This window comes from Bradyrhizobium sp. HKCCYLS3070 (assembly GCF_051167575.1).
In the GTDB taxonomy this organism is placed as follows: Bacteria; Pseudomonadota; Alphaproteobacteria; order Rhizobiales; family Xanthobacteraceae; genus Bradyrhizobium.
The window spans coordinates 1,683,791-1,701,498 of sequence record NZ_JBNPTI010000001.1 but is presented as its reverse complement, the minus strand read 5'-3'; the positions used below and the strand labels follow the sequence as shown (position 1 = coordinate 1,701,498).

At 66.6% G+C, this 17,708-nt stretch carries 16 protein-coding genes; 5 read left to right on the top strand and 11 right to left on the bottom strand.

Going from position 1 to position 17,708, the window contains the following annotated elements; all coding sequences use genetic code 11:
- Positions 1 to 16 precede the first annotated feature (16 nt).
- The gene (gene lpxB / locus ACQR03_RS07895) at positions 17 to 1,174 is read left to right on the top strand and encodes a lipid-A-disaccharide synthase (RefSeq protein ID WP_315750911.1); all 1,158 of its coding nucleotides are present in this window, start codon (positions 17 to 19) and stop codon (positions 1,172 to 1,174) included.
- On the opposite strand, the gene ACQR03_RS07890 is transcribed toward lpxB, so the two are convergent.
- Positions 1,175 to 2,413 (bottom strand): GAF domain-containing sensor histidine kinase, encoded by a 1,239-nt coding sequence (locus ACQR03_RS07890; protein ID WP_315750912.1) that lies wholly within the window; start codon positions 2,411 to 2,413, stop codon positions 1,175 to 1,177.
- Between the two features lie 136 nt (positions 2,414 to 2,549).
- On the opposite strand from ACQR03_RS07890, the gene ACQR03_RS07885 reads away from it, so the two are divergent.
- Positions 2,550 to 2,915, top strand: coding sequence for a response regulator (locus tag ACQR03_RS07885; RefSeq protein WP_315711610.1), 366 nt, complete (start codon positions 2,550 to 2,552; stop codon positions 2,913 to 2,915).
- A gap of 102 nt (positions 2,916 to 3,017) precedes the next feature.
- Here ACQR03_RS07885 and gltA read toward each other — a convergent pair whose 3' ends face one another.
- Positions 3,018 to 4,322, bottom strand: a complete 1,305-nt coding sequence (gene gltA, locus ACQR03_RS07880; RefSeq protein WP_315711611.1) for a citrate synthase — start codon at positions 4,320 to 4,322, stop codon at positions 3,018 to 3,020.
- Between the two features lie 303 nt (positions 4,323 to 4,625).
- A complete protein-coding gene (gene gltX, locus ACQR03_RS07875; RefSeq protein WP_434841175.1) occupies positions 4,626 to 6,050 on the bottom strand; it encodes a glutamate--tRNA ligase in 1,425 nt (474 codons plus the stop codon).
- A gap of 136 nt (positions 6,051 to 6,186) precedes the next feature.
- Here gltX and ACQR03_RS07870 point away from each other — a divergent pair, with 136 nt between their 5' ends.
- Positions 6,187 to 7,875: a glutamine--tRNA ligase/YqeY domain fusion protein gene (locus ACQR03_RS07870; protein WP_434841174.1), complete on the top strand. Its 1,689-nt coding sequence runs from the start codon at positions 6,187 to 6,189 to the stop codon at positions 7,873 to 7,875.
- Positions 7,876 to 7,905: 30 nt separating this feature from the next.
- Here the strand turns inward: ACQR03_RS07870 and ACQR03_RS07865 are convergent, their stop codons facing one another.
- Positions 7,906 to 8,118, bottom strand: coding sequence for a hypothetical protein (locus ACQR03_RS07865; RefSeq protein WP_315711615.1), 213 nt, complete (start codon positions 8,116 to 8,118; stop codon positions 7,906 to 7,908).
- A 142-nt stretch (positions 8,119 to 8,260) separates the two neighbouring features.
- On the opposite strand from ACQR03_RS07865, the gene ACQR03_RS07860 reads away from it, so the two are divergent.
- Positions 8,261 to 10,552 carry a ComEC/Rec2 family competence protein gene (locus ACQR03_RS07860; RefSeq protein ID WP_434841173.1) on the top strand — a complete coding sequence of 764 codons (2,292 nt, stop codon included), beginning with the start codon at positions 8,261 to 8,263 and terminating at the stop codon, positions 10,550 to 10,552.
- Between the two features lie 393 nt (positions 10,553 to 10,945).
- Here ACQR03_RS07860 and ACQR03_RS07855 read toward each other — a convergent pair whose 3' ends face one another.
- The 4 genes from ACQR03_RS07855 to ACQR03_RS07840 all read right to left on the bottom strand — a co-directional run bounded on the left by ACQR03_RS07855 (position 10,946) and on the right by ACQR03_RS07840 (position 14,610).
- Positions 10,946 to 11,386, bottom strand: a complete 441-nt coding sequence (locus ACQR03_RS07855) for a hypothetical protein (RefSeq protein ID WP_315711618.1) — start codon at positions 11,384 to 11,386, stop codon at positions 10,946 to 10,948.
- Positions 11,387 to 11,661: 275 nt separating this feature from the next.
- Positions 11,662 to 12,360, bottom strand: a complete 699-nt coding sequence (gene lexA / locus ACQR03_RS07850) for a transcriptional repressor LexA (RefSeq protein ID WP_172109545.1) — start codon at positions 12,358 to 12,360, stop codon at positions 11,662 to 11,664.
- Between the two features lie 205 nt (positions 12,361 to 12,565).
- The gene (locus tag ACQR03_RS07845; protein ID WP_434841172.1) at positions 12,566 to 13,777 is read right to left on the bottom strand and encodes a molybdopterin molybdotransferase MoeA; all 1,212 of its coding nucleotides are present in this window, start codon (positions 13,775 to 13,777) and stop codon (positions 12,566 to 12,568) included.
- Between the two features lie 131 nt (positions 13,778 to 13,908).
- Positions 13,909 to 14,610 (bottom strand): alpha/beta fold hydrolase, encoded by a 702-nt coding sequence (locus ACQR03_RS07840; protein WP_434841171.1) that lies wholly within the window; start codon positions 14,608 to 14,610, stop codon positions 13,909 to 13,911.
- On the opposite strand from ACQR03_RS07840, the gene ACQR03_RS07835 reads away from it, so the two are divergent.
- A complete protein-coding gene (locus ACQR03_RS07835) occupies positions 14,609 to 14,872 on the top strand; it encodes a hypothetical protein (protein ID WP_315750918.1) in 264 nt (87 codons plus the stop codon). The genes ACQR03_RS07840 and ACQR03_RS07835 overlap by 2 nt on opposite strands.
- 26 nt (positions 14,873 to 14,898) lie before the next feature.
- On the opposite strand, the gene ACQR03_RS07830 is transcribed toward ACQR03_RS07835, so the two are convergent.
- The 3 genes from ACQR03_RS07830 to ACQR03_RS07820 all read right to left on the bottom strand — a co-directional run bounded on the left by ACQR03_RS07830 (position 14,899) and on the right by ACQR03_RS07820 (position 17,537).
- Positions 14,899 to 15,543 (bottom strand): hypothetical protein, encoded by a 645-nt coding sequence (locus ACQR03_RS07830; RefSeq protein WP_316175268.1) that lies wholly within the window; start codon positions 15,541 to 15,543, stop codon positions 14,899 to 14,901.
- Positions 15,544 to 15,725: 182 nt separating this feature from the next.
- Positions 15,726 to 16,355, bottom strand: coding sequence for an HAD family hydrolase (locus ACQR03_RS07825; RefSeq protein WP_434841170.1), 630 nt, complete (start codon positions 16,353 to 16,355; stop codon positions 15,726 to 15,728).
- A 45-nt stretch (positions 16,356 to 16,400) separates the two neighbouring features.
- Positions 16,401 to 17,537 (bottom strand): alpha-hydroxy acid oxidase, encoded by a 1,137-nt coding sequence (locus ACQR03_RS07820; protein ID WP_315750921.1) that lies wholly within the window; start codon positions 17,535 to 17,537, stop codon positions 16,401 to 16,403.
- Positions 17,538 to 17,708: the final 171 nt, after the last annotated feature.

The following is a 17,708-nucleotide window of genomic DNA, read 5'->3' as shown; positions in this document are numbered from 1 at the left end:
TCCGGCAGGCCCGGCCATGCGCAGGATCTGCTTGGTCGCGACCGAAGAGTCCGGTGATCGCCTCGGCGCCAGCCTGATGAAGGTGCTGCGCCAGCGGCTCGGTGACGGCGTCGAATTCTCCGGCGTCGGCGGCCGCGGCATGACACGCGAGGGGCTCGCCTCGCTGTTTCCGATCGAGGAGCTCTCGATCGTCGGCTTCGCGGCGGTGCTGAAGCAGCTGCCCAAGATCCTCCGCCTGATCCGCGGCACCGTCGATGCGATCGTTGCGGACCAGCCCGACGTGCTCGTCATCATCGACAGTCCCGATTTCACCCAGCGCGTGGCGAAGCGGGTTCACGCGCGCGATCCCGAGATTCCGATCGTGAACTACGTGGCACCGACCGTATGGGCGTGGCGCCCGGGCCGGGCACGCGCGATGCGCGGCTACGTCGATCACGTGCTGGGCTTGCTGCCGTTCGAGCCGGAGGCGTTCCGAAGGCTCAATGGTCCGCCCTGTACCTATGTCGGCCATCCCCTGATCGAGCAGCTCGCCAACCTGCGGCCCAATGCGGCAGAGCAGGCGCGCCGAGATGCCGCCCCTCCCGTTCTGCTGGTGCTTCCTGGCAGCCGGCGCAGCGAGGTCGCTCGCCACATCGCCGTGTTCGGCGAGACATTGGCGCGGCTGCGCGCCCAAAACCTGGCCTTCGAAGCCGTGCTGCCCACCACGCCGCATCTCGAAGCCGCGGTGCGGGCTGGAGTCGCAAACTGGCCGCTCGTTCCGGAGATCATCACGGGCGAGGCCGAGAAGCGGGCAGCCTTCAGGCGCGCGCGCGCCGCGCTCGCCAAGTCCGGCACGGTGACCCTGGAGCTCGCGCTGTCCGGCGTGCCGATGGTGACGGCGTATCGCGTCGGCGAGATCGAGGCGTTCATTCTCCGGCGAGTCGTCAACGTGCAATCGGTCATTCTCGCCAATCTCGTGATCGGCGAGAACGTCATTCCGGAATTCCTTCAGGAAGCCTGCACGGCCGACAATCTCGCGCCCGTTCTCGCCGATCTCCTGGGCGACGGTCCGATACGTTCGCGCCAGGTCGAAGCGTTCGATCGCCTCGACGCGATCATGTCCACGGGCGCGGCCTCGCCAAGCGTGCGCGCGGCCGACATCGTGCTGGCAACGATGCGCAACGGACGGCGCTGATCAGGCCTGAAGCGGCATCTTGAATTCGAAGGTCGCTCTGTCGCCGGTCGACGTGGCCTGGAGCGTGCCGCCATGCGCTCGCGCAATCTCAGAGGCGATGTAGAGTCCGAGCCCGAGACCATGCTGGCTCGGACGCTCGCCACGCATGTAGGGCTTGAACAGATTCTGCATCGCCTTGTCCGAGATCGGCGGTCCGTGATTGGTGACGGCGAGCACGAAAGAGCCTTCGCTCGTTGTTGCGGAGACCTGGATCGGCTTGTCCTTGTCGCCGTAGGAGATGGCGTTGCCGAGCAGGTTCGAGAACAATTGCCCGATCTTGCTGCGGTCGCATTTGACCGGCTCCGCGATGTTGATCCGGGTCTCGATCTCGTGATCGGGCCAGGTCAGCCGGATCTCGGAGATGACCTGCTCGATCACCGGCGCCAGCGGTTGCCGCGCGTCGGGCTTGATCGTCAGGCCGCCGCCGAGGCGCCCCCGGGCGAAATCCATGATGTTGTCGACCAGTCCGGCCATGCGCATGACTGATTTCTGAATCATGGAAATGATCTCAGGCGCTCTGGCGCTGTCCTGACTGCGGAGCAGCACGCGCATTCCGGCGTCGATCGAAGCCAGTGGATTGCGGAGGTCATGGCCGAGAACGCCGATGAATTGCTCTCTCAGCTCGGCGGTCCGGCGCTCGTCGAGCAGGTCAGCCTGGGTGATCTTCAGCCGTTCCTCGGTCGAAAACCTGCGCTTCTCGCTGAGGCCGAGGCTGGCCTGACTGAGCGCGAAGCGCTGATGAAGCTCCAGCTGGGCCGCGATCAACTCCCCGAACAGCTGAAAGGTGCTGACGATCTCGGGCCGGTCCAGCTCGCGCGGCGCTGGATCGATCGCACACAGGGTGCCCCAGATGGTCCCGTCGGACAGGGTGATCGGAGCGGAGATATAGCTGCGAAAGCCGTAGAGCTTTGGCGTCGGGTGATCGCGAAACATGCGATCCGTCTCGACGTCACAGATGACGACAGCTTTGCCTCGCTCCCGGACCTCGCTGCAGATCGTCGTCTTGACGCGCAGCTCGCCGCCCTCTTTCAGGCCGAAATTGATGTCGTCGCGAACCGCACAACAGACCCATCGATCCGAGGTCACGCGCGCGACCGCAACGAATCCCATCCCGGTGATCCTGCTCACCGAGTCCAGAATTTTGGGAACGGCGTCGAGCTGCTGGACAGCGTCGACGTCCGGGTTGGGATTGGTCGTCATCGTATGCTCGAGCTGGTCCCCGATCCAGGATGCAAGTCGTGTCTTCGATTTGCACCGTTCAACGCATTCAGCCCCGGAACGTTCGCCGGAACAAAATGATCGTCGTGCGATTGAATGAGATTGGACAGGAGACAGAGTGTCCCGCGTTCGGCTCACAAGAAAAACAGTTCTGGTCGTTGAGGACGAGGGGCTGATCCGCGCCAACGCTGTCGACATGATCAGAGACCTCGGTTTCGAAGTCATCGAGGCAGCTGACGCCGATCAGGCCATTTCGCTTCTCGAACGATGTGACCGCATATCGGTGGTCTTCACGGACGTCCAAATGCCGGGGTCGATGGATGGCCTGCGGCTGGTCGCCGTCATCAGGGACCGCTGGCCTCCGGTCGCGCTCCTGGTGACGTCAGGTCAGGTGACCCCTTCGGAACTGCCGTCCGGCGCGCGCTTCCTTGCCAAGCCATACGGGGCCGAGCAGCTCAGGTCTCATCTCGAGGCGCTGGCCTGATGCACTCCCGGCAGATGCCGCGAGTCAGAAAGCTGCGACCTCACAAACGAAACGGCGCCGTCGGGATCGACGGCGCCGTTCGAAAGCGGAGTTGCGCTGCGCTCAGCCGCGCTTGTCCATTTCGACATAGTCGCGCGTCGCGACGCCGGTGTAGAGCTGGCGCGGACGGCCGATCTTCTGTTGCGGATCCTCGATCATCTCGCTCCACTGGCTGATCCAGCCGACGGTGCGGGCGACGGCGAACAGCACGGTGAACATCGACACCGGGAAGCCCATCGCCTTCAGGGTGATGCCCGAGTAGAAGTCGACGTTCGGATAGAGCTTGCGCTCGATGAAGTACTGATCGCTGAGCGCGATCTTCTCGAGCTCCATCGCGACCTTGAGCATCTGATCGTCGGCGTGGCCCGTCTCCTTGAGCACCGCGTGACACATCTTCTGCATGATCTTGGCGCGCGGGTCGTAGTTCTTGTAGACGCGATGGCCGAAGCCCATCAGGCGCACGTCGCTGTTCTTGTCCTTCACCTTGGCGATGAAGTCCGGAATCTTGTCGACGGTGCCGATCTCGGCCAGCATGTTCAGTGCCGCCTCGTTGGCGCCGCCATGCGCCGGACCCCACAGGCAGGCGATGCCGGCGGCGATGCACGCGAACGGGTTGGCTCCCGAGGAGCCGGCGATGCGCACCGTCGAGGTCGAGGCGTTCTGCTCGTGATCGGCGTGCAGGATGAAGATCTTGTCGAGCGCGTCGGCGAGAACCGGGTTCGGCTTGTACTCCTCGCACGGCACCGCGAAGCACATGTGCAGGAAGTTCTCGGCGAACGAGAGCGAGTTCTTCGGATAAACGAAAGGCTGGCCGATGGTGTATTTGTAGGCCATCGCCGCCAGGGTCGGGATCTTCGCGATCATCCGCATCGACGCGATCATGCGCTGCTTCGGATCGTTGATGTCGGTGGAGTCGTGGTAGAATGCGGCGAGCGCGCCGACCGAAGCCACCATGACCGCCATCGGATGCGCGTCGCGGCGGAAGCCGTGGAAGAAGCGCGACATCTGCTCGTGCACCATCGTGTGGTGGGTCACGCGATAGTCGAAATCCTGCTTCTGGGCCTTGGTGGGAAGCTCCCCGTACAGCAGCAGATAGCAGGTCTCCAGGAAGTCGCCCTTCTCGGCGAGCTGCTCGATCGGATATCCGCGGTATTCCAGGACGCCGGCGTCGCCGTCGATATAGGTGATCTTGGACTGGCAGCTGCCGGTCGAGGTGAAGCCGGGATCATAGGTGAACATCCCGGTCTGGGCGTAGAGCTTGCCGATGTCGATGACGTCGGGACCCACGGTGCCGCTCAGGATCGGAAGATCGAAATTCTTGTTGCCGACGGTGAGGGTCGCGGTCTTGCTTGCGGATTTTGCGTCCATCGTTTGTCCCCGATGAGATCGTTAGGCTTGGCCCTTGTTCTTTTTGAGAGATGGCAGGGCAGGTGGACTTTATCCAGTGCGGTGGCTTTGACATTCGCGTCACTGTCGCTGCCAACAGCTTAAGCGAAGGTCAAATCCGAAACCGTACTGGAATCTTATACTTACTAGTGTCCTTCGGCCCTAACATCCGTCAACGAGCCCGCCGCAACGTGTGAAGGATGTTCGAGCCGGGAAAACCAGTGGGTGCCGCGCAAATGCGTATCGTATTGCCCTGTGCGCTGCAAGATGGGGGGCCATGAGACCTTATGAGGTGGTCTGGTCCTCCAGACGGCCCAAGGATTCATCACGCCCCAGGATCGCCAGAACGTCGAAAATACCGGGTGAGGTGGTTCGGCCGGTGAGCGCCGCGCGCAGCGGCTGCGCCACCGCGCCCAGCTTGAGATTGTTGGCTTCAGCAAACGCACGCAGCGCGGCTTCCGTGGCCGGTCCGCTCCAGGACTCGACAGCGGCCAGCGCGTCACGCAGCCGGCCGATCAAGGCGCGGCTGTCCGGCGTCAGCAGGGCGGCGGCCTTGGCGTCGACCGGAAGCGGCCGGTCGGCAAAGATGAAGGCGGCGCCGTCGATCAGCTCCAAGAGCGTCTTGGCGCGCTCCTTCAGGCTCGGCATCGCCAAAGTGAGCTGCGCGCGCGTGGCGTCGTTGAGCTTGGCCTTGAGAGCCGCGCCGTTCGGCACGTAATTCAGCACGTCCTCGAACTGGCGCACCAGCGCCGCATCGTCGCTGTGGCGGATGTAGTGGCCGTTGAGATTTTCCAGCTTGGCAAAGTCGAACCGCGCCGCCGAGCGGCCGATCGCCGGCAGGTCGAACGCCTTGATCATCTCCTCGGTGGAGAAGATCTCCTGGTCGCCATGGCTCCAGCCGAGCCGCACTAGGTAATTGCGCAGTGCCGACGGCAGATATCCCATCGCACGGTAGGCGTCGACGCCGAGCGCGCCGTGGCGCTTCGACAGCTTCGAGCCGTCGGGCCCGTGAATCAGCGGGATGTGCGACATCGACGGCACCATCCAGCCGAGCGCATCGTAGATCTGCTTCTGGCGCGCGGCGTTGATCAGATGGTCGTCGCCGCGGATGACGTGGGTGACGCCCATGTCGTGGTCGTCGACGACGACCGCCAGCATGTACGTCGGATTGCCATCGCCTCGCAGCAGCACGAGGTCGTCGAGGTTCTCGTTCTGCCAGACCACGCGGCCCTGCACCTGATCCTCGATCACGGTCTCGCCGGTCAGCGGCGCGCGCAGCCGGATCGTCGGCTTGACGCCTTCGGGCGCCTCCTTGGGATCGCGGTCGCGCCACATGCCGTCGTAGAGCCGGGTGCGGCCTTCCGCGCGTGCCTTCTCGCGCATCGCGGCCAGCTCCTCGGCGGTGGCATAGCAGCGATACGCCATGCCGCTGGCGAGCAGTTGCTCGGCGACCTCGCGATGGCGCGCAGCGCGGCTATATTGGTAGATGACCTCGCCGTCCCAATCGAGCTCGAGCCATTTCAGGCCGTCGAGGATGGCGTCGATCGCCGCGCTGGTCGAGCGCTCGCGGTCGGTGTCCTCGATCCTGAGCAGCATCTTGCCGCCGCGGCCGCGCGCATACAGCCAGTTGAACAGGGCCGTCCGGGCGCCTCCGATGTGGAGAAAGCCGGTCGGGGAGGGGGCAAAGCGCGTGACGATCGGGGTGGTCATGGGCGGCAGCACGAAATCCAGGCAGGGGCTCAAGAGGGCGGGGGGTGTATAGCAGGCCTATCGCATAACTAAAGCCTTCCTTGGGGGAAGCGGATTTGGCAGATAGGCTGCCAAATTCCGGAGCAGGATATTCTTGATGACCACGACGACAGACACGGCGGCGACGGCAGAGGCAGGGCGCGACTTCATCCGCGACATCGTCCAGGCCGATCTCGACAGCGGCAGGCACAAGACGGTCGTCACCCGGTTCCCGCCGGAGCCGAACGGCTACCTGCATATCGGCCATGCCAAGTCGATCGGCCTCAACTTCGGCATTGCCCAGGAATTCGGCGGTCGCTGCAATCTGCGCTTCGACGACACCAATCCGACCAAGGAAGAGCAGGAATATATCGATTCCATCCAGGCCGACGTGCGCTGGCTCGGCTATGACTGGGGCGACAACCTGTTCTTCGCTTCGGATTATTTCGAGCGGCTCTACGATTGGGCGGAAGGGCTGATCAAGGCCGGGCTCGCCTATGTCGACGACCAGTCGCAGGAGGAAATCCGCCTGTCGCGCGGCACGCTCACCGAGCCCGGCAGGAACAGCCCGTTCCGCGACCGTTCGGTCGAGGAGAATCTCGACCTGTTCCGGCGCATGAAGGCCGGCGAATTCCCGAACGGCGCGCGCGTGCTGCGCGCCAAGATCGACATGGCCGCCGGCAACATCAACCTGCGCGACCCCGTGCTGTACCGGATCCTGCACGCCCACCACCCGCGCACCGGCGACGCCTGGAAGATCTATCCGAGCTATGACTACGCGCACGGGCAGTCCGACGCGATCGAGGGCGTGACGCACTCGATCTGCACGCTCGAGTTCGAGGATCACCGTCCCCTCTACGACTGGTTCCTGGACAAGCTGCCGGTGCCGTCGCATCCGCACCAGTACGAGTTCGCGCGCCTCAATCTCACGTATACTCTGCTATCCAAGCGCGTGCTGACGCGGCTGGTGCAGGACGGCCATGTCTCCGGCTGGAACGATCCCCGCATGCCGACCATCGCCGGCCTGAAGCGGCGCGGCGTGCCGCCGGCGGCGGTGCGCGAGTTCATCAAGCGCATCGGCATCGCCAAGGCGAACAGCATCGTCGACGTCGGCATGCTCGAATTCTGCATCCGCGAGGAGCTGAATCGCACGGCGCTGCGTCGGATGGCGGTGCTGCGGCCGCTGAAGGTGGTGATCGAGAACTATCCGGAAGGCCAGGTCGAGGAGCTCGAGGCGATCAACCATCCCGACGATCCCGCCGCCGGCACGCGCAGGATCGCGTTCGGCCGCGAGCTCTATATCGAGCAGGACGACTTCATGGAGAACCCGCCGAAGAAGTTCTTCCGCCTGTCGCCCGGCAACGAGGTGCGGCTGCGCTACGCCTATTTCATCAAGTGCCGCGAGGTCATCAAGAACGATGCCGGCGAGATCGTCGAGCTGCGCTGCACCTACGATCCCGCGACCAAGGGCGGCAATGCGCCGGACGGACGCAAGGTCAAGGCGACGATGCACTGGCTCTCCGCGGCGGAGTCGTTGCCTGCCGAGATCCGCCTCTACAACCAGCTGTTCGCCAATCCGAGCCCCAATGCGGCCGACTTCACCGCCGATCTCAATCCCAACTCGCTCGAGGTCCTGACCGACGCGCGCATCGAGCCGGCGATCGCCGAGAGCAATTCCGACGCGCCGATGCAGTTCGAGCGCCAGGGCTACTTCGTGCGCGATCCGGATTCGACACCCGACAAGCTCGTGTTCAACCGCACCATCGGCCTGCGCGACACCTTCGCCAAGGAAGTCGCGAAGGGGTGAGGCAAGCGGAGACCGCGGGACGCGTGTGGCTCAGCTGATCGCGTCCTGCCCGGCCTCGGTCAGCGTCGGCACGCCGTCGGTGAGTTCGACGAGGCCGCGCTCGGTGAGCAGCGAAAGATCTTCGTCGGCGACAGGGGACAGCGTCAGCCGGTGGGCCTTGATGTCCCGGAGAGTCCAGCGCAGGTGGATCGCCTTCTCGAGCGCGAGGTCGGCGAAGGGGTCTTCAGGGTCGTGGGCGTCCATCCCCTGAAAAGCACGTGCGGCGCAAAAAGTTCCCCCGCAGCGGCCGTGCAGATCTCCAGGATTCCCGTTCCGTTCTGCTAGGCGCGCTCGCGCAGCTTCCGGTAGCCTTTCCGCCCGTCGGGTAACGGGTGGTGTGGGGGCAATGGCGGAGCCGGTCAGGCCGCCGGGAGGGCGTCGCGGGATCGCGGGCGTGATGGCCGATGTCTGGCCGCCGCGCGGCGCGCTGGCCGGCGGCTGGCCCGCGATCGGGGCCGGTGCGTCGTCGGTGTTCGCCGCCCGCCTGAAGAGCTGGGCGGCCGAGGAGGCCGGGGCGGGCCGGCTGCTGCCCTGGGTGCCGGTGGCGTTCGGGGCCGGCATCGCGCTGTACTTCGCCGCCGATCACGAGCCCGTGCTCTGGATTGCCGCCACCACCGCGGCGCTGCTCGGCATCGTCGCCATCATGATGCGGCGGCATCGGCTGTTTCCGGTTGCCGTGATGATCGCGGCGGCGGCGTGCGGCTTCGCCGCGGCGACCGTCAAGACCGCGCGCGTCGCGCATCCGGTGCTGGCGCGGCCGTTGTATTCGGTGGCGCTGTCCGGCTTCGTCGAGGCGCGCGACATCCGCGAGCGCAGCGACCGCATCGTGCTGCGGGTGACGTCGATGGAGAGCCCGCGCAACGCCGTCACCATCGCGCGTGTCAGGCTCGCGGTGCGCAAGGGCGCGGCGCCCGAGGTCGGCAGCTTCGTGCAGCTCAAGGCGCGGCTGCTGCCGCCGATGGCCCCGGTGCGGCCGGGATCCTACGACTTCGCGCGCGACATGTTCTTCCAGGGCATCGGCGCCTCCGGCTTCGTGATGGGCGCGATCACGACGGCGACGCCGCCGCAGGCCGCCGGCTTCGGCCTGGGCTATGCGGCGGCCATGCAGGGTCTGCGCGATGCGATCGACGCACGCATCCGCGGCCGCCTGTCGGGCGACGAGCGCGCCATCGCCACCGCGCTGCTGACCGGCCGGCGCGACGCCATCACGCCCGATGTCAACGACGCGATGTTCGTCTCCGGTCTCGGCCATGTGCTGTCGATCTCCGGCTATCACATGGCGGTCGTCGCCGGCGTCGTATTCTTCGCCGTGCGCGCGCTGCTGGCGCTGATCCCCGGCCTCACCATCAGCCATCCGATCAAGAAATGGGCGGCGGCCGCGGCGCTGGTCGCGGCGGCGTTCTATCTGTTGCTCTCAGGCGCGGAGGTCGCGACCCAAAGGTCGTTCTTCATGACGGCGGTCGTGCTGATCGCGGTCATGGTCGACCGCCGCGCCGTCACCTTCCGCACGCTCGCGGTCGCAGCGATGATCGTACTGGTGGCGGCCCCGGAAGCGCTCGTGCATCCGAGCTTCCAGATGTCGTTCGCGGCAACGCTCGGCCTGGTCGCGCTGGTGCAGTTCGGCCTGCCCAGACTGTTCGCGACGCCGGACAGCTCGACCACCCAGCGCATCGCGCTGTGGGGCGGCCGGGAGCTTGCGATGCTGTTGCTGGCCTCGCTGATCGCGGGGCTCGCGACCACGCCCTATGCCGCCTTCCATTTCCATCGCGTCACGCCGTATGGCGTGCTCGCCAATCTCGCAGCGATGCCGGTCGTCTCGGCGCTGGTGATGCCGGCCGGCCTGATGGGCCTCGTGGCGGCGCCGTTCGGGCTCGACGGTCCCTGGTGGACGCTGATGGGCCTCGGCATCGACTGGATGATCGCGGTGACGCGCTGGGTGGCGGCGCTGCCCGGCGCGGTCGGGCGCATCCCGGCCTTCGGCATCGGTCCACTGATCCTGGCCAGCCTCGGGGTCATCCTGATCGGCCTGCTGCGCACACCGTTGCGCTGGTCGGGCGTCGTGGGGCTCGTGGTGGCCACCGCGTGGGCCGCCGCGACGCCGCTGCCCGACGTGCTGATCGCCGGCGATGGGCGCGCGGTGGCGGTGCGCGGCCGTGACGGGCGTCTGCATGCGATGCGCATCGGCAAGGATGTGTTCGCCACCAAGGAGTGGCTCGCGGCCGACGCCGATGCCCGGCTGCCGGCGGATTCATCGCTCACCGATGGCGTCTCCTGCGACGAGGCGGGCTGCGTGGTCGCAATGGCCGACGGCCGATTCGCCGCCCTGACCCTGCGCGCCGAGGCGCTCGCCGATGATTGCGCCCGTGCCGCGCTCATCGTCACCGCGCGCGCCGCGCCGTCATCCTGCGCGGCGGCCGTCATCGATCGCGAGCGGTTGCGGCAGCAGGGCGCCTTGATGCTGGTGCAGCGGGGCAGGAGCTTCGCCGTCACGCCGGCGCGCGCCGGCGGCACTGACCGCCCATGGTGGCCGGCGCCCGCCGAGGCCGGCGAGTTCGACACGACGCTGACGCCGCGCGCGCCGGCCGTGCGGCCTCAGGACGCGACGCCGCCGGAGACGGAGCAGGGCGAAGAAGACTGAGTGCCGGGCAGCTCGAACGTGCCGAGATGATACTCGGTGTCGCCAGGTCCATGTTGCCAAGTCCATCGAACAGCGAGGGGCTTTCGGCCAGCGTGAACGCAGCGCGCGGATAGCGTTGCCAGATGGCGATGTCGTCAGCCGTGGCTGTCAGCCATCCGAACACAAGCATATTGCAGCCGGGCTCGGTGATCCCGGCGGCCTTGTTCCAATCGATCTTGTTGACCACGGCGGCAGGCTCCCCCGGCACATCATGCCGGCCGAGGGATGTCGTTCCTATCCGATGCGATGCCGGGGCGTGAGGTTCGCCCGAGAGGACTTTGCGCTTGCAGAACCCAAATCTCCCACGGTCGAAAGCTCGCTCACGACCGAGAGAAATGCCGATGCGGAGACCCCTCAGGTGATGCTGATGCGGCGAATCGGTGTGGCCTGCGAAGGCGGCACGTCCTCGGCGATGTCCGGGCGTCGCTCCGCCGGCTGCTTGCTGACCGGCAATTGCAGCACGGTGACGCGCTGGCCCTCGCAGAGCTGGGTCACCAGCACGTGGCGGCCATCGGCGAATTCGATCGCGTCGTGATGGCGATCGGGAATGTGAGTCTCGATGCTGTTGAACTTTGCGACGCGCTCGCGGATCGTCCGGGTCCAGAGCCAGCGGCTGTCGTAGCGGACGTCCTCGGCGAAGGCCAACTCGGTGCCGGGCAGCATGCAGACTGCGACGGTCGGCTCGCTCTCCAGCGCGAAGCCGCGGGTGGCGGTGCCACGGAAGGTCATCGAGATCAACGTCTCGCCGACCTTGGCGGGACGGGACGCAACCGCATGGAGGCTGTAGTCACACATCGGATCGCTCCTCGTTGAGAGATAGCCGACCCACGCTCCCCCCGGACAGGCGCAGGCCTCTATCAGAGTGGACATCGATGGTGATGTTAGCGCGCGCTTCGCGGCAATTCTGCGCTGATCTGCATCGCGTGTGCCCGCGGCCGATCACAAGCGTTTGAGCATGCCGCGCTGCACATCATGAGGTGCATTCGCGCGTGACGTATTTTGCTGGGCAGCCTCCAGCTCGGCGGCGAAAGCGCGTGCGCCCGCCGCCGATCGACCGATCCCATTCGCGATCAGTACTTGCGGTACAGCCCGACCAGCTTGCCTTGGATCTTCACCCGGTTCGGCGGCAGGATGCGTACCTCGTAGGCGGTGTTGGCTGGCTCCAGCGCGATCGATGCGCCGCGGCGGCGGAAGCGCTTCAACGTCGCTTCCTCATCGTCGATCAGCGCCACCACGATGTCGCCGGTGTCGGCGGTCTCGTTGCGCTGGATCAGCGCCATGTCGCCGTCGAGGATGCCGGCATCGACCATGGAGTCGCCGCGTACCTCGAGCGCGTAGTGATCGCCGTTACCGAGCATGTCGGCAGGCACGCTGATGGTGTGGCTGCGGGTCTGCAGCGCCTCGATCGGGGTACCGGCGGCGATGCGGCCCATCACCGGCACTGCGACGGGGCGCTCGCCATCGTCCAGCGCGGGAGTGCTGGTGCGCACCTTGCCGAGATTGCCCTCGATCACCGATGGGGTGAAGCCGCGGCGGTTGTTGGCGGCCTGTGACAGCTCGGGCAGCTTGATCACCTCGATCGCGCGGGCGCGGTTGGGCAGCCGGCGGATGAAGCCGCGCTCCTCGAGCGCCGTGATCAGGCGATGAATGCCGGACTTCGAGCGCAGATCGAGCGCATCCTTCATCTCGTCGAAGGACGGCGGCACGCCGGCTTCCTTGAGCCGCTCGTTGATGAACCGCAGAAGTTCGTACTGTTTGCGCGTCAGCATCTCGACCTGGTCCCCGGTTTGTTGTCGTCCGAGTCCAGGAGCTGCGCCTCGCGCACAAACCGGCTGAGAGCGCCCTGGAGTCGGACCGTCATCGCGTCGCCCGCAACATACTAAAAACAAATCATGAACGGACACTATATGTTCGATGTGTGTTCCGCAATCCTAAAAATATGATGAACAGACCGGGCTTTACCGGGGAAGCGGCTCAGTTCGGCAGGCGCAGGATCTCGCACGGGCTGCCCGCAGGCGCCTTCGGCGCAAACGCCGGCCGGATCACCACCGCCTGCGAGAGCGCGAGATTGCCGAGCAGCGACGAATCCTGCTGGCTCACCGGGGTGGCGACCAGCGTGCCGTCGGCGCGCTCTTCGAGCCGCGCCCGCAGATAGTCCTCGCGCGAATCGTTCGGCCCGAGCTCGCGGCCGAGCAGGGCGGTCTCGCGCGGCATCACGGCCTCGTCGCGGCCGAGCAGCCGCCGAATCAGCGGCACCAGGAACAGGATGGCGCAGACATAGGACGACACCGGATTGCCGGGCAGTCCGATCACCCTGATGTCGCCGAGCCGTCCGTGCATCATCGGCTTGCCCGGCCGCATCGCGATCTTCCAGAACGCCATCTCGACGCCCTCGGCTTCGAGCGCCTGCTTGACCAGGTCGTGATCGCCGACCGAGGCGCCGCCGGTCGTGATCAAGATGTCGGCCTTGGCCTCGCGGGCCCGGCGGATGCCGGCGATCGTCGCCTCCATCGTATCCGCGGCGATGCCGAGATCGATCGGGGTCCCGCCCTCGTTGCGCACCAGCGCCCGCAAGGCGTAGCCGTTGGAATAGACGATCTGGCCCGGGCCGGGCGTCGAGCCCGGCATCACCAGCTCGTCGCCGGTGGCGAGCAGCGCCACCTTCGGCCGGCGCCGCACCGGCAGCGCCGGATGATTCATGCTGGCCGCCAGCGACAGGTCGCGGTCGCTGAGCCGGCGCCCGGACTTCAGCAGCACCATGCCCTGGTGAAAGTCGACGCCCGCCGGCCGGATATGCCGGCCCTTGATCGCGGCCTCGGTGATCACGACGTGGCCATCTTCGGCGATCGTGTCCTCCTGGATCACCACCGCGTCCGCGCCCTCCGGGACAACGCCACCGGTGAAGATCCGCGCCGCCTCGCCGGGTCCAACCACGCGATCGAACGGCCGCCCCGCCGCGACCTCGCCGATGACCTTCAGCCGCGCCTTGGCCTGGGCGGCGTCCACGGCGCGCACGGCATAGCCGTCCATCGCCGACATTGCCTCGGGCGGCTGCGTCCGCAGCGCCGCGAGGTCCCGCGCCAGGATGCGGTGAAACGCTTCGTCCAGCCCGACCTGCTCCTCGGCCAGCGGTTCGGCGCCGGCGAGCACGGCGGACAACGCATCAGACACCGGCATCAGGGCCATGAGAGTTCCTTCGGACGGAGACGGCAGATCGAATGAATCGCCTTCTAACCGAACGCGCACGGCGCGGCCAAGGGCCTAGGCCGCTCCCTGCGTTCTGACCGTCTGCTGTGGGCCGTTTCCGGGCCGCTGCCTCACGATCGCGCGAGAAAGTCCGCAATCAACCGCATGACCTCCTGCGGACGTTCCAGGCTCGGCAGGTGCGCCGTTCCGGCCAGCTCATGTCCTGACCCGTTCGGCATTGTTGCGGCGAGCAGCCTGCTTCGCTGCTGGATGTGAGGAAAGTCCAAGTCCCCCCGGATGACGAGCGATGGCGCGACGATCTCCGCGAGGCGTGGGAAGGCTGGTGCCACATCGAGAGTCGCGCCGGTTGGCGGCGCGCGGAGTGCGGCGGCGTTCTTCTTCAGGAACGTCTCGCGCGGCTCGCCGGAGATGCGTCCCTCGCGCTGCAAGGGACCGTCGACCCACAGATGCGCCTTGATAGCGCTGACCCGATCCCAATCCTGTGCGGCCTCGGCAGCGGCCAACGACGCCGTTAGCGCCTTGATCTCCGGTGGATAGATCGGCTCCGGCGCGCCGCTGATCGAAGGTGCGATCAGCACCAGCGATGCCATACGTGACGGATGGCGAAGCGCGAAGTCGAGCGCGATGCGGCCTCCTTGCGAGCAGGCAATCAGCGTCGCCGGCCGCGCCGGCGCGAGCGCGTCGACGACGGCGAGCAGGTCCTCGACCGGAGAATGAGCTTCCTCATAGGCGACCGTCTCACCAAATCCGCGCCGGTCATAGGCGATCGTCATATGCGTTGCCGCGACGCCCTCGATCTGCACGCGCCACATGGACGAGCATTGGACCGTGGACCAGCCGATCTACGATCCCAGCACGATCGACTGCCCGGTTCTCGTGCTCGCGACGGAATGGGATGTGGATGTCCGCTTCGGGATGGCGCACGACCTGTTCGTTCGCCTCGTGAGCGCGCCATACAAGCGCCTGGTCGAGATCGGGCAGGGCACGCACATGATCCTGATGGAGCGGAATCGACGGCAGGCGTTCGACGTGGTGATCGGATTTCTCAACGAGCGCGTCGTGCCGGCGCGTTGATCGTCGCGCGGACGACCTGCACCGCGTCAGAGCGGATGCCGAATCCAGACATTCGGCTCGACATAGGCGGCACGGTCGTGCTCGACCGACGCGAGCACGGGCACGAGAGCACCGGGGACCTCGATCTCGCCCGAGCTGTCGAAGGTCACGCCGGTCCATTGCGACCAATCGGCGAGCGTGCCGACGATGGTCATCGAGCACGGCGCGATCTTGACGATCTCGCCGCCGATGCCGATGCGCTTAGGCGCCGGCTCGTCTGCGGCCAGCGGATGTGGCGGGAGACGGGCCGGATGGCGCCGTTGCCGGCGGTCGCATTTAGGATTCGCTTTTTCGGAAAAAGCTGCTATGCTGATTTGGTCCCGTGCTCGACAGGAGGGGCGCTTCGCGATCGTCACGGACGTGGAGCGCGGGATGCGGTGGCCGCGACGTGTCGCAGCGTGCCCTGATGGCGCGCGGACGAACGGCATGGCGCGGACGTGAAGTCGCGTGGTCCTGGCATCCCGAAGCTGATGCCAAGCCGAAGGGTGCTGATGATCCCGTCGGCGACGGTGGCCAACAAGCCGGGCACCGGGGAGATCGCGTATAAGCGTGAAGACCATCGCGCAGGGAATGCCGGATGTCGGCTGGACCTGTGGTGACTGCCGCCTGCTTTTTTTCTGCAGGCGGGCCATGGGTTGCGGCCTGCAGCCCGGCATTCCCTGCGCCCTCCGATTGGAGGAGGGTGAAATGAGAGCAGCAAAGCTCGGGCACATCGTGTCGCGAGAACAATTTTGCACGAGTGGGCACCGTCATTGCGAGCGCAGCCTTTCAGAACGTCACGCCGCTGGCCATGACGCACCCTTGCGCGACGCGATCAGATCCCGAGCGCCTCCAGCGCCGCGGCGATGTCGGCCGTCGAGCGCACCAGCACCGCCTGCAGCCCGCTCGTTCGCGCGCCGTCGATGTTTTCAGCGAGATCGTCGAAGAAAACGATCCGCTCGGCCGGCGCGCCGATCGCCCGCACCACGTGATCATACGCCTCGGCATCCGGCTTTCGCAGGCCGATCGACGACGACAGGAAGATCTCGCGAAAGTGACCAAGCAGGTCGGCATAGCGCGGCGAGAAGTGATCGATGTGCGGCTGGTTGGTGTTGGAGAAGGCATAGAGCGGCAGTCTCGAAGTCGCGCGTGCGAGCAGCGGGGCGATGCCCGGCATCGGGCCGACGAAGATCGCGTTCCAGCCCTCGAGAAACTGCGCGTCGGTGATGTCGATGCCGAGCTGCCGGCGCAGGTTGGCGAAGAACGCGGCATCGGAGACGGTGCCGCGCTCGTGCCCGTGATAGATCTCGTCGCGCACGAAGCGCGCGGCGATGCGCTCCGGCGGACAGCCGGCATGCGCTGCCCAGCGCGAGACCACCTGGACGAAATCGATGTCGATGACGACGCGGCCGAGGTCGAACAGCAGCGCGTCGGCGACGCCGGGGCGGAGAGCGGAGGCGGGCATGGGGCGGGTCGACGATGCCTTGCGTGGGACGGAAGCGGCGCCTCCTCAATACCGGTAGGGCTCGATGTCGACCAGCGGAAACGCGCTGACCACGCTCGGCAGGTTGGTGGCGGCCGCCGGATGCAGATAGGACGCGTTCAGCTCCGCGAACGAGGTGACGCCGAGCAGGCCGAGCGCGCGGATGACCTCGTCCTCCAGCAGCTCGAGCATGCGCAGGATGCCGTCCTCGCCGGCCGCGGCGAGCGCCCAGCATTGCAGCCGGCCGATGCCGACGAGGTCGGCGCCGGAGGCGATCGCCTTGACGATGTCGGTGCCGCGGCAGAAGCCGCCGTCGACCATGATCTTTGCCCGGCTCTTCACGGCGGCGACGATCTCCGGCAGCACATGCATGGCTCCGCGGCCATGGTCGAGCTGGCGGCCGCCATGGTTGGAGACGTAGATCCAGTCGACGCCGTGATCGACCGCAATCTGCGCGTCCTCGGCGGTCGCGATGCCCTTGATGATCAGCGGCAGCTTGAACTTGTCCTTGATCAGCTTGACGGTGTGCCAGCTCAGCGCCTTCTGGTGGTCGCCGCCGGTCGCGCGCAGCCGGCTTTCGCGGACGTAGCGCTTGGCGATGTCGCGCTCACGCCGGCTGTAATGGGCGGTGTCGACGGTCAGGCAGAACGCGGTGTAGCTGTTGGCGACCGCCCGGCTCACATAGTCCTCGACGAAGGCGTCGTCGCCGCGGACATAGAGCTGGAAGATTCGCAGCGCGTCGGGCGCGGCCTCGGCGGTCTTCTCCAGCCCGGGTTCCGACACCGAGCTCAGCATGTGCGCGGCTCCGAATCGGCCCGCCCCACGGGCCACGCTGGCCGCCCCTGCCGGATCGAAGATTTCGAGCGCACCGACCGGGGCCATGACCACCGGCAGGCGCAGCTTGCGTCCGAAAGTTTCGACCGAGGCATCGACCCTGGACACGTCGCGCAGCACGCGCGGACGGAACGCGATCTCGTCGAGCGCCATCCGGTTCCGGCGCAGCGTGGTCTCGGTTTCGGCCCCGCCGATGATGTAGTCCCAGGCGTTCTGGTTGAGCTGGGCGCGCGCCTTGCGGATGAGCTCGTGCAGGTTCTGGAACTTCTCGTCGCTCGAGCCGAGTTCGACGTTCCGCCACCCGGCCTCGATCGGGGTCCGTTGGTTCATGTTTGCCTCCCAGCGACTGTCATGCTTGCGGTTTTGCTGCGGAGCATTGCCCATCGAGCGGGCCGGGAGCAAGCCATTCCGAACTCGAGCTTCCCGGGCGCGCGCGGGGAGCGGCGCCCCGCAGGCCCAGGCCATCAAATCGCGGCGTGGTACACGGCTCGTCGAATTGTG

Coding starts and splice junctions, on each gene's coding strand:
- lpxB (WP_315750911.1), top strand. CDS start 17: ATGCGCAGGATCTGCTTGGTCGCGACCGAAGAGTCCGGTGATCGCCTC.
- ACQR03_RS07890 (WP_315750912.1), bottom strand. CDS start 2,413: ATGACGACCAATCCCAACCCGGACGTCGACGCTGTCCAGCAGCTCGAC.
- gltA (WP_315711611.1), bottom strand. CDS start 4,322: ATGGACGCAAAATCCGCAAGCAAGACCGCGACCCTCACCGTCGGCAAC.
- gltX (WP_434841175.1), bottom strand. CDS start 6,050: ATGACCACCCCGATCGTCACGCGCTTTGCCCCCTCCCCGACCGGCTTT.
- ACQR03_RS07870 (WP_434841174.1), top strand. CDS start 6,187: ATGACCACGACGACAGACACGGCGGCGACGGCAGAGGCAGGGCGCGAC.
- ACQR03_RS07865 (WP_315711615.1), bottom strand. CDS start 8,118: ATGGACGCCCACGACCCTGAAGACCCCTTCGCCGACCTCGCGCTCGAG.
- ACQR03_RS07860 (WP_434841173.1), top strand. CDS start 8,261: ATGGCGGAGCCGGTCAGGCCGCCGGGAGGGCGTCGCGGGATCGCGGGC.
- ACQR03_RS07855 (WP_315711618.1), bottom strand. CDS start 11,386: ATGTGTGACTACAGCCTCCATGCGGTTGCGTCCCGTCCCGCCAAGGTC.
- lexA (WP_172109545.1), bottom strand. CDS start 12,360: ATGCTGACGCGCAAACAGTACGAACTTCTGCGGTTCATCAACGAGCGG.
- ACQR03_RS07845 (WP_434841172.1), bottom strand. CDS start 13,777: ATGGCCCTGATGCCGGTGTCTGATGCGTTGTCCGCCGTGCTCGCCGGC.
- ACQR03_RS07835 (WP_315750918.1), top strand. CDS start 14,609: ATGGACGAGCATTGGACCGTGGACCAGCCGATCTACGATCCCAGCACG.
- ACQR03_RS07840 (WP_434841171.1), bottom strand. CDS start 14,610: ATGTGGCGCGTGCAGATCGAGGGCGTCGCGGCAACGCATATGACGATC.
- ACQR03_RS07830 (WP_316175268.1), bottom strand. CDS start 15,543: ATGGCCCGCCTGCAGAAAAAAAGCAGGCGGCAGTCACCACAGGTCCAG.
- ACQR03_RS07825 (WP_434841170.1), bottom strand. CDS start 16,355: ATGCCCGCCTCCGCTCTCCGCCCCGGCGTCGCCGACGCGCTGCTGTTC.
- ACQR03_RS07820 (WP_315750921.1), bottom strand. CDS start 17,537: ATGAACCAACGGACCCCGATCGAGGCCGGGTGGCGGAACGTCGAACTC.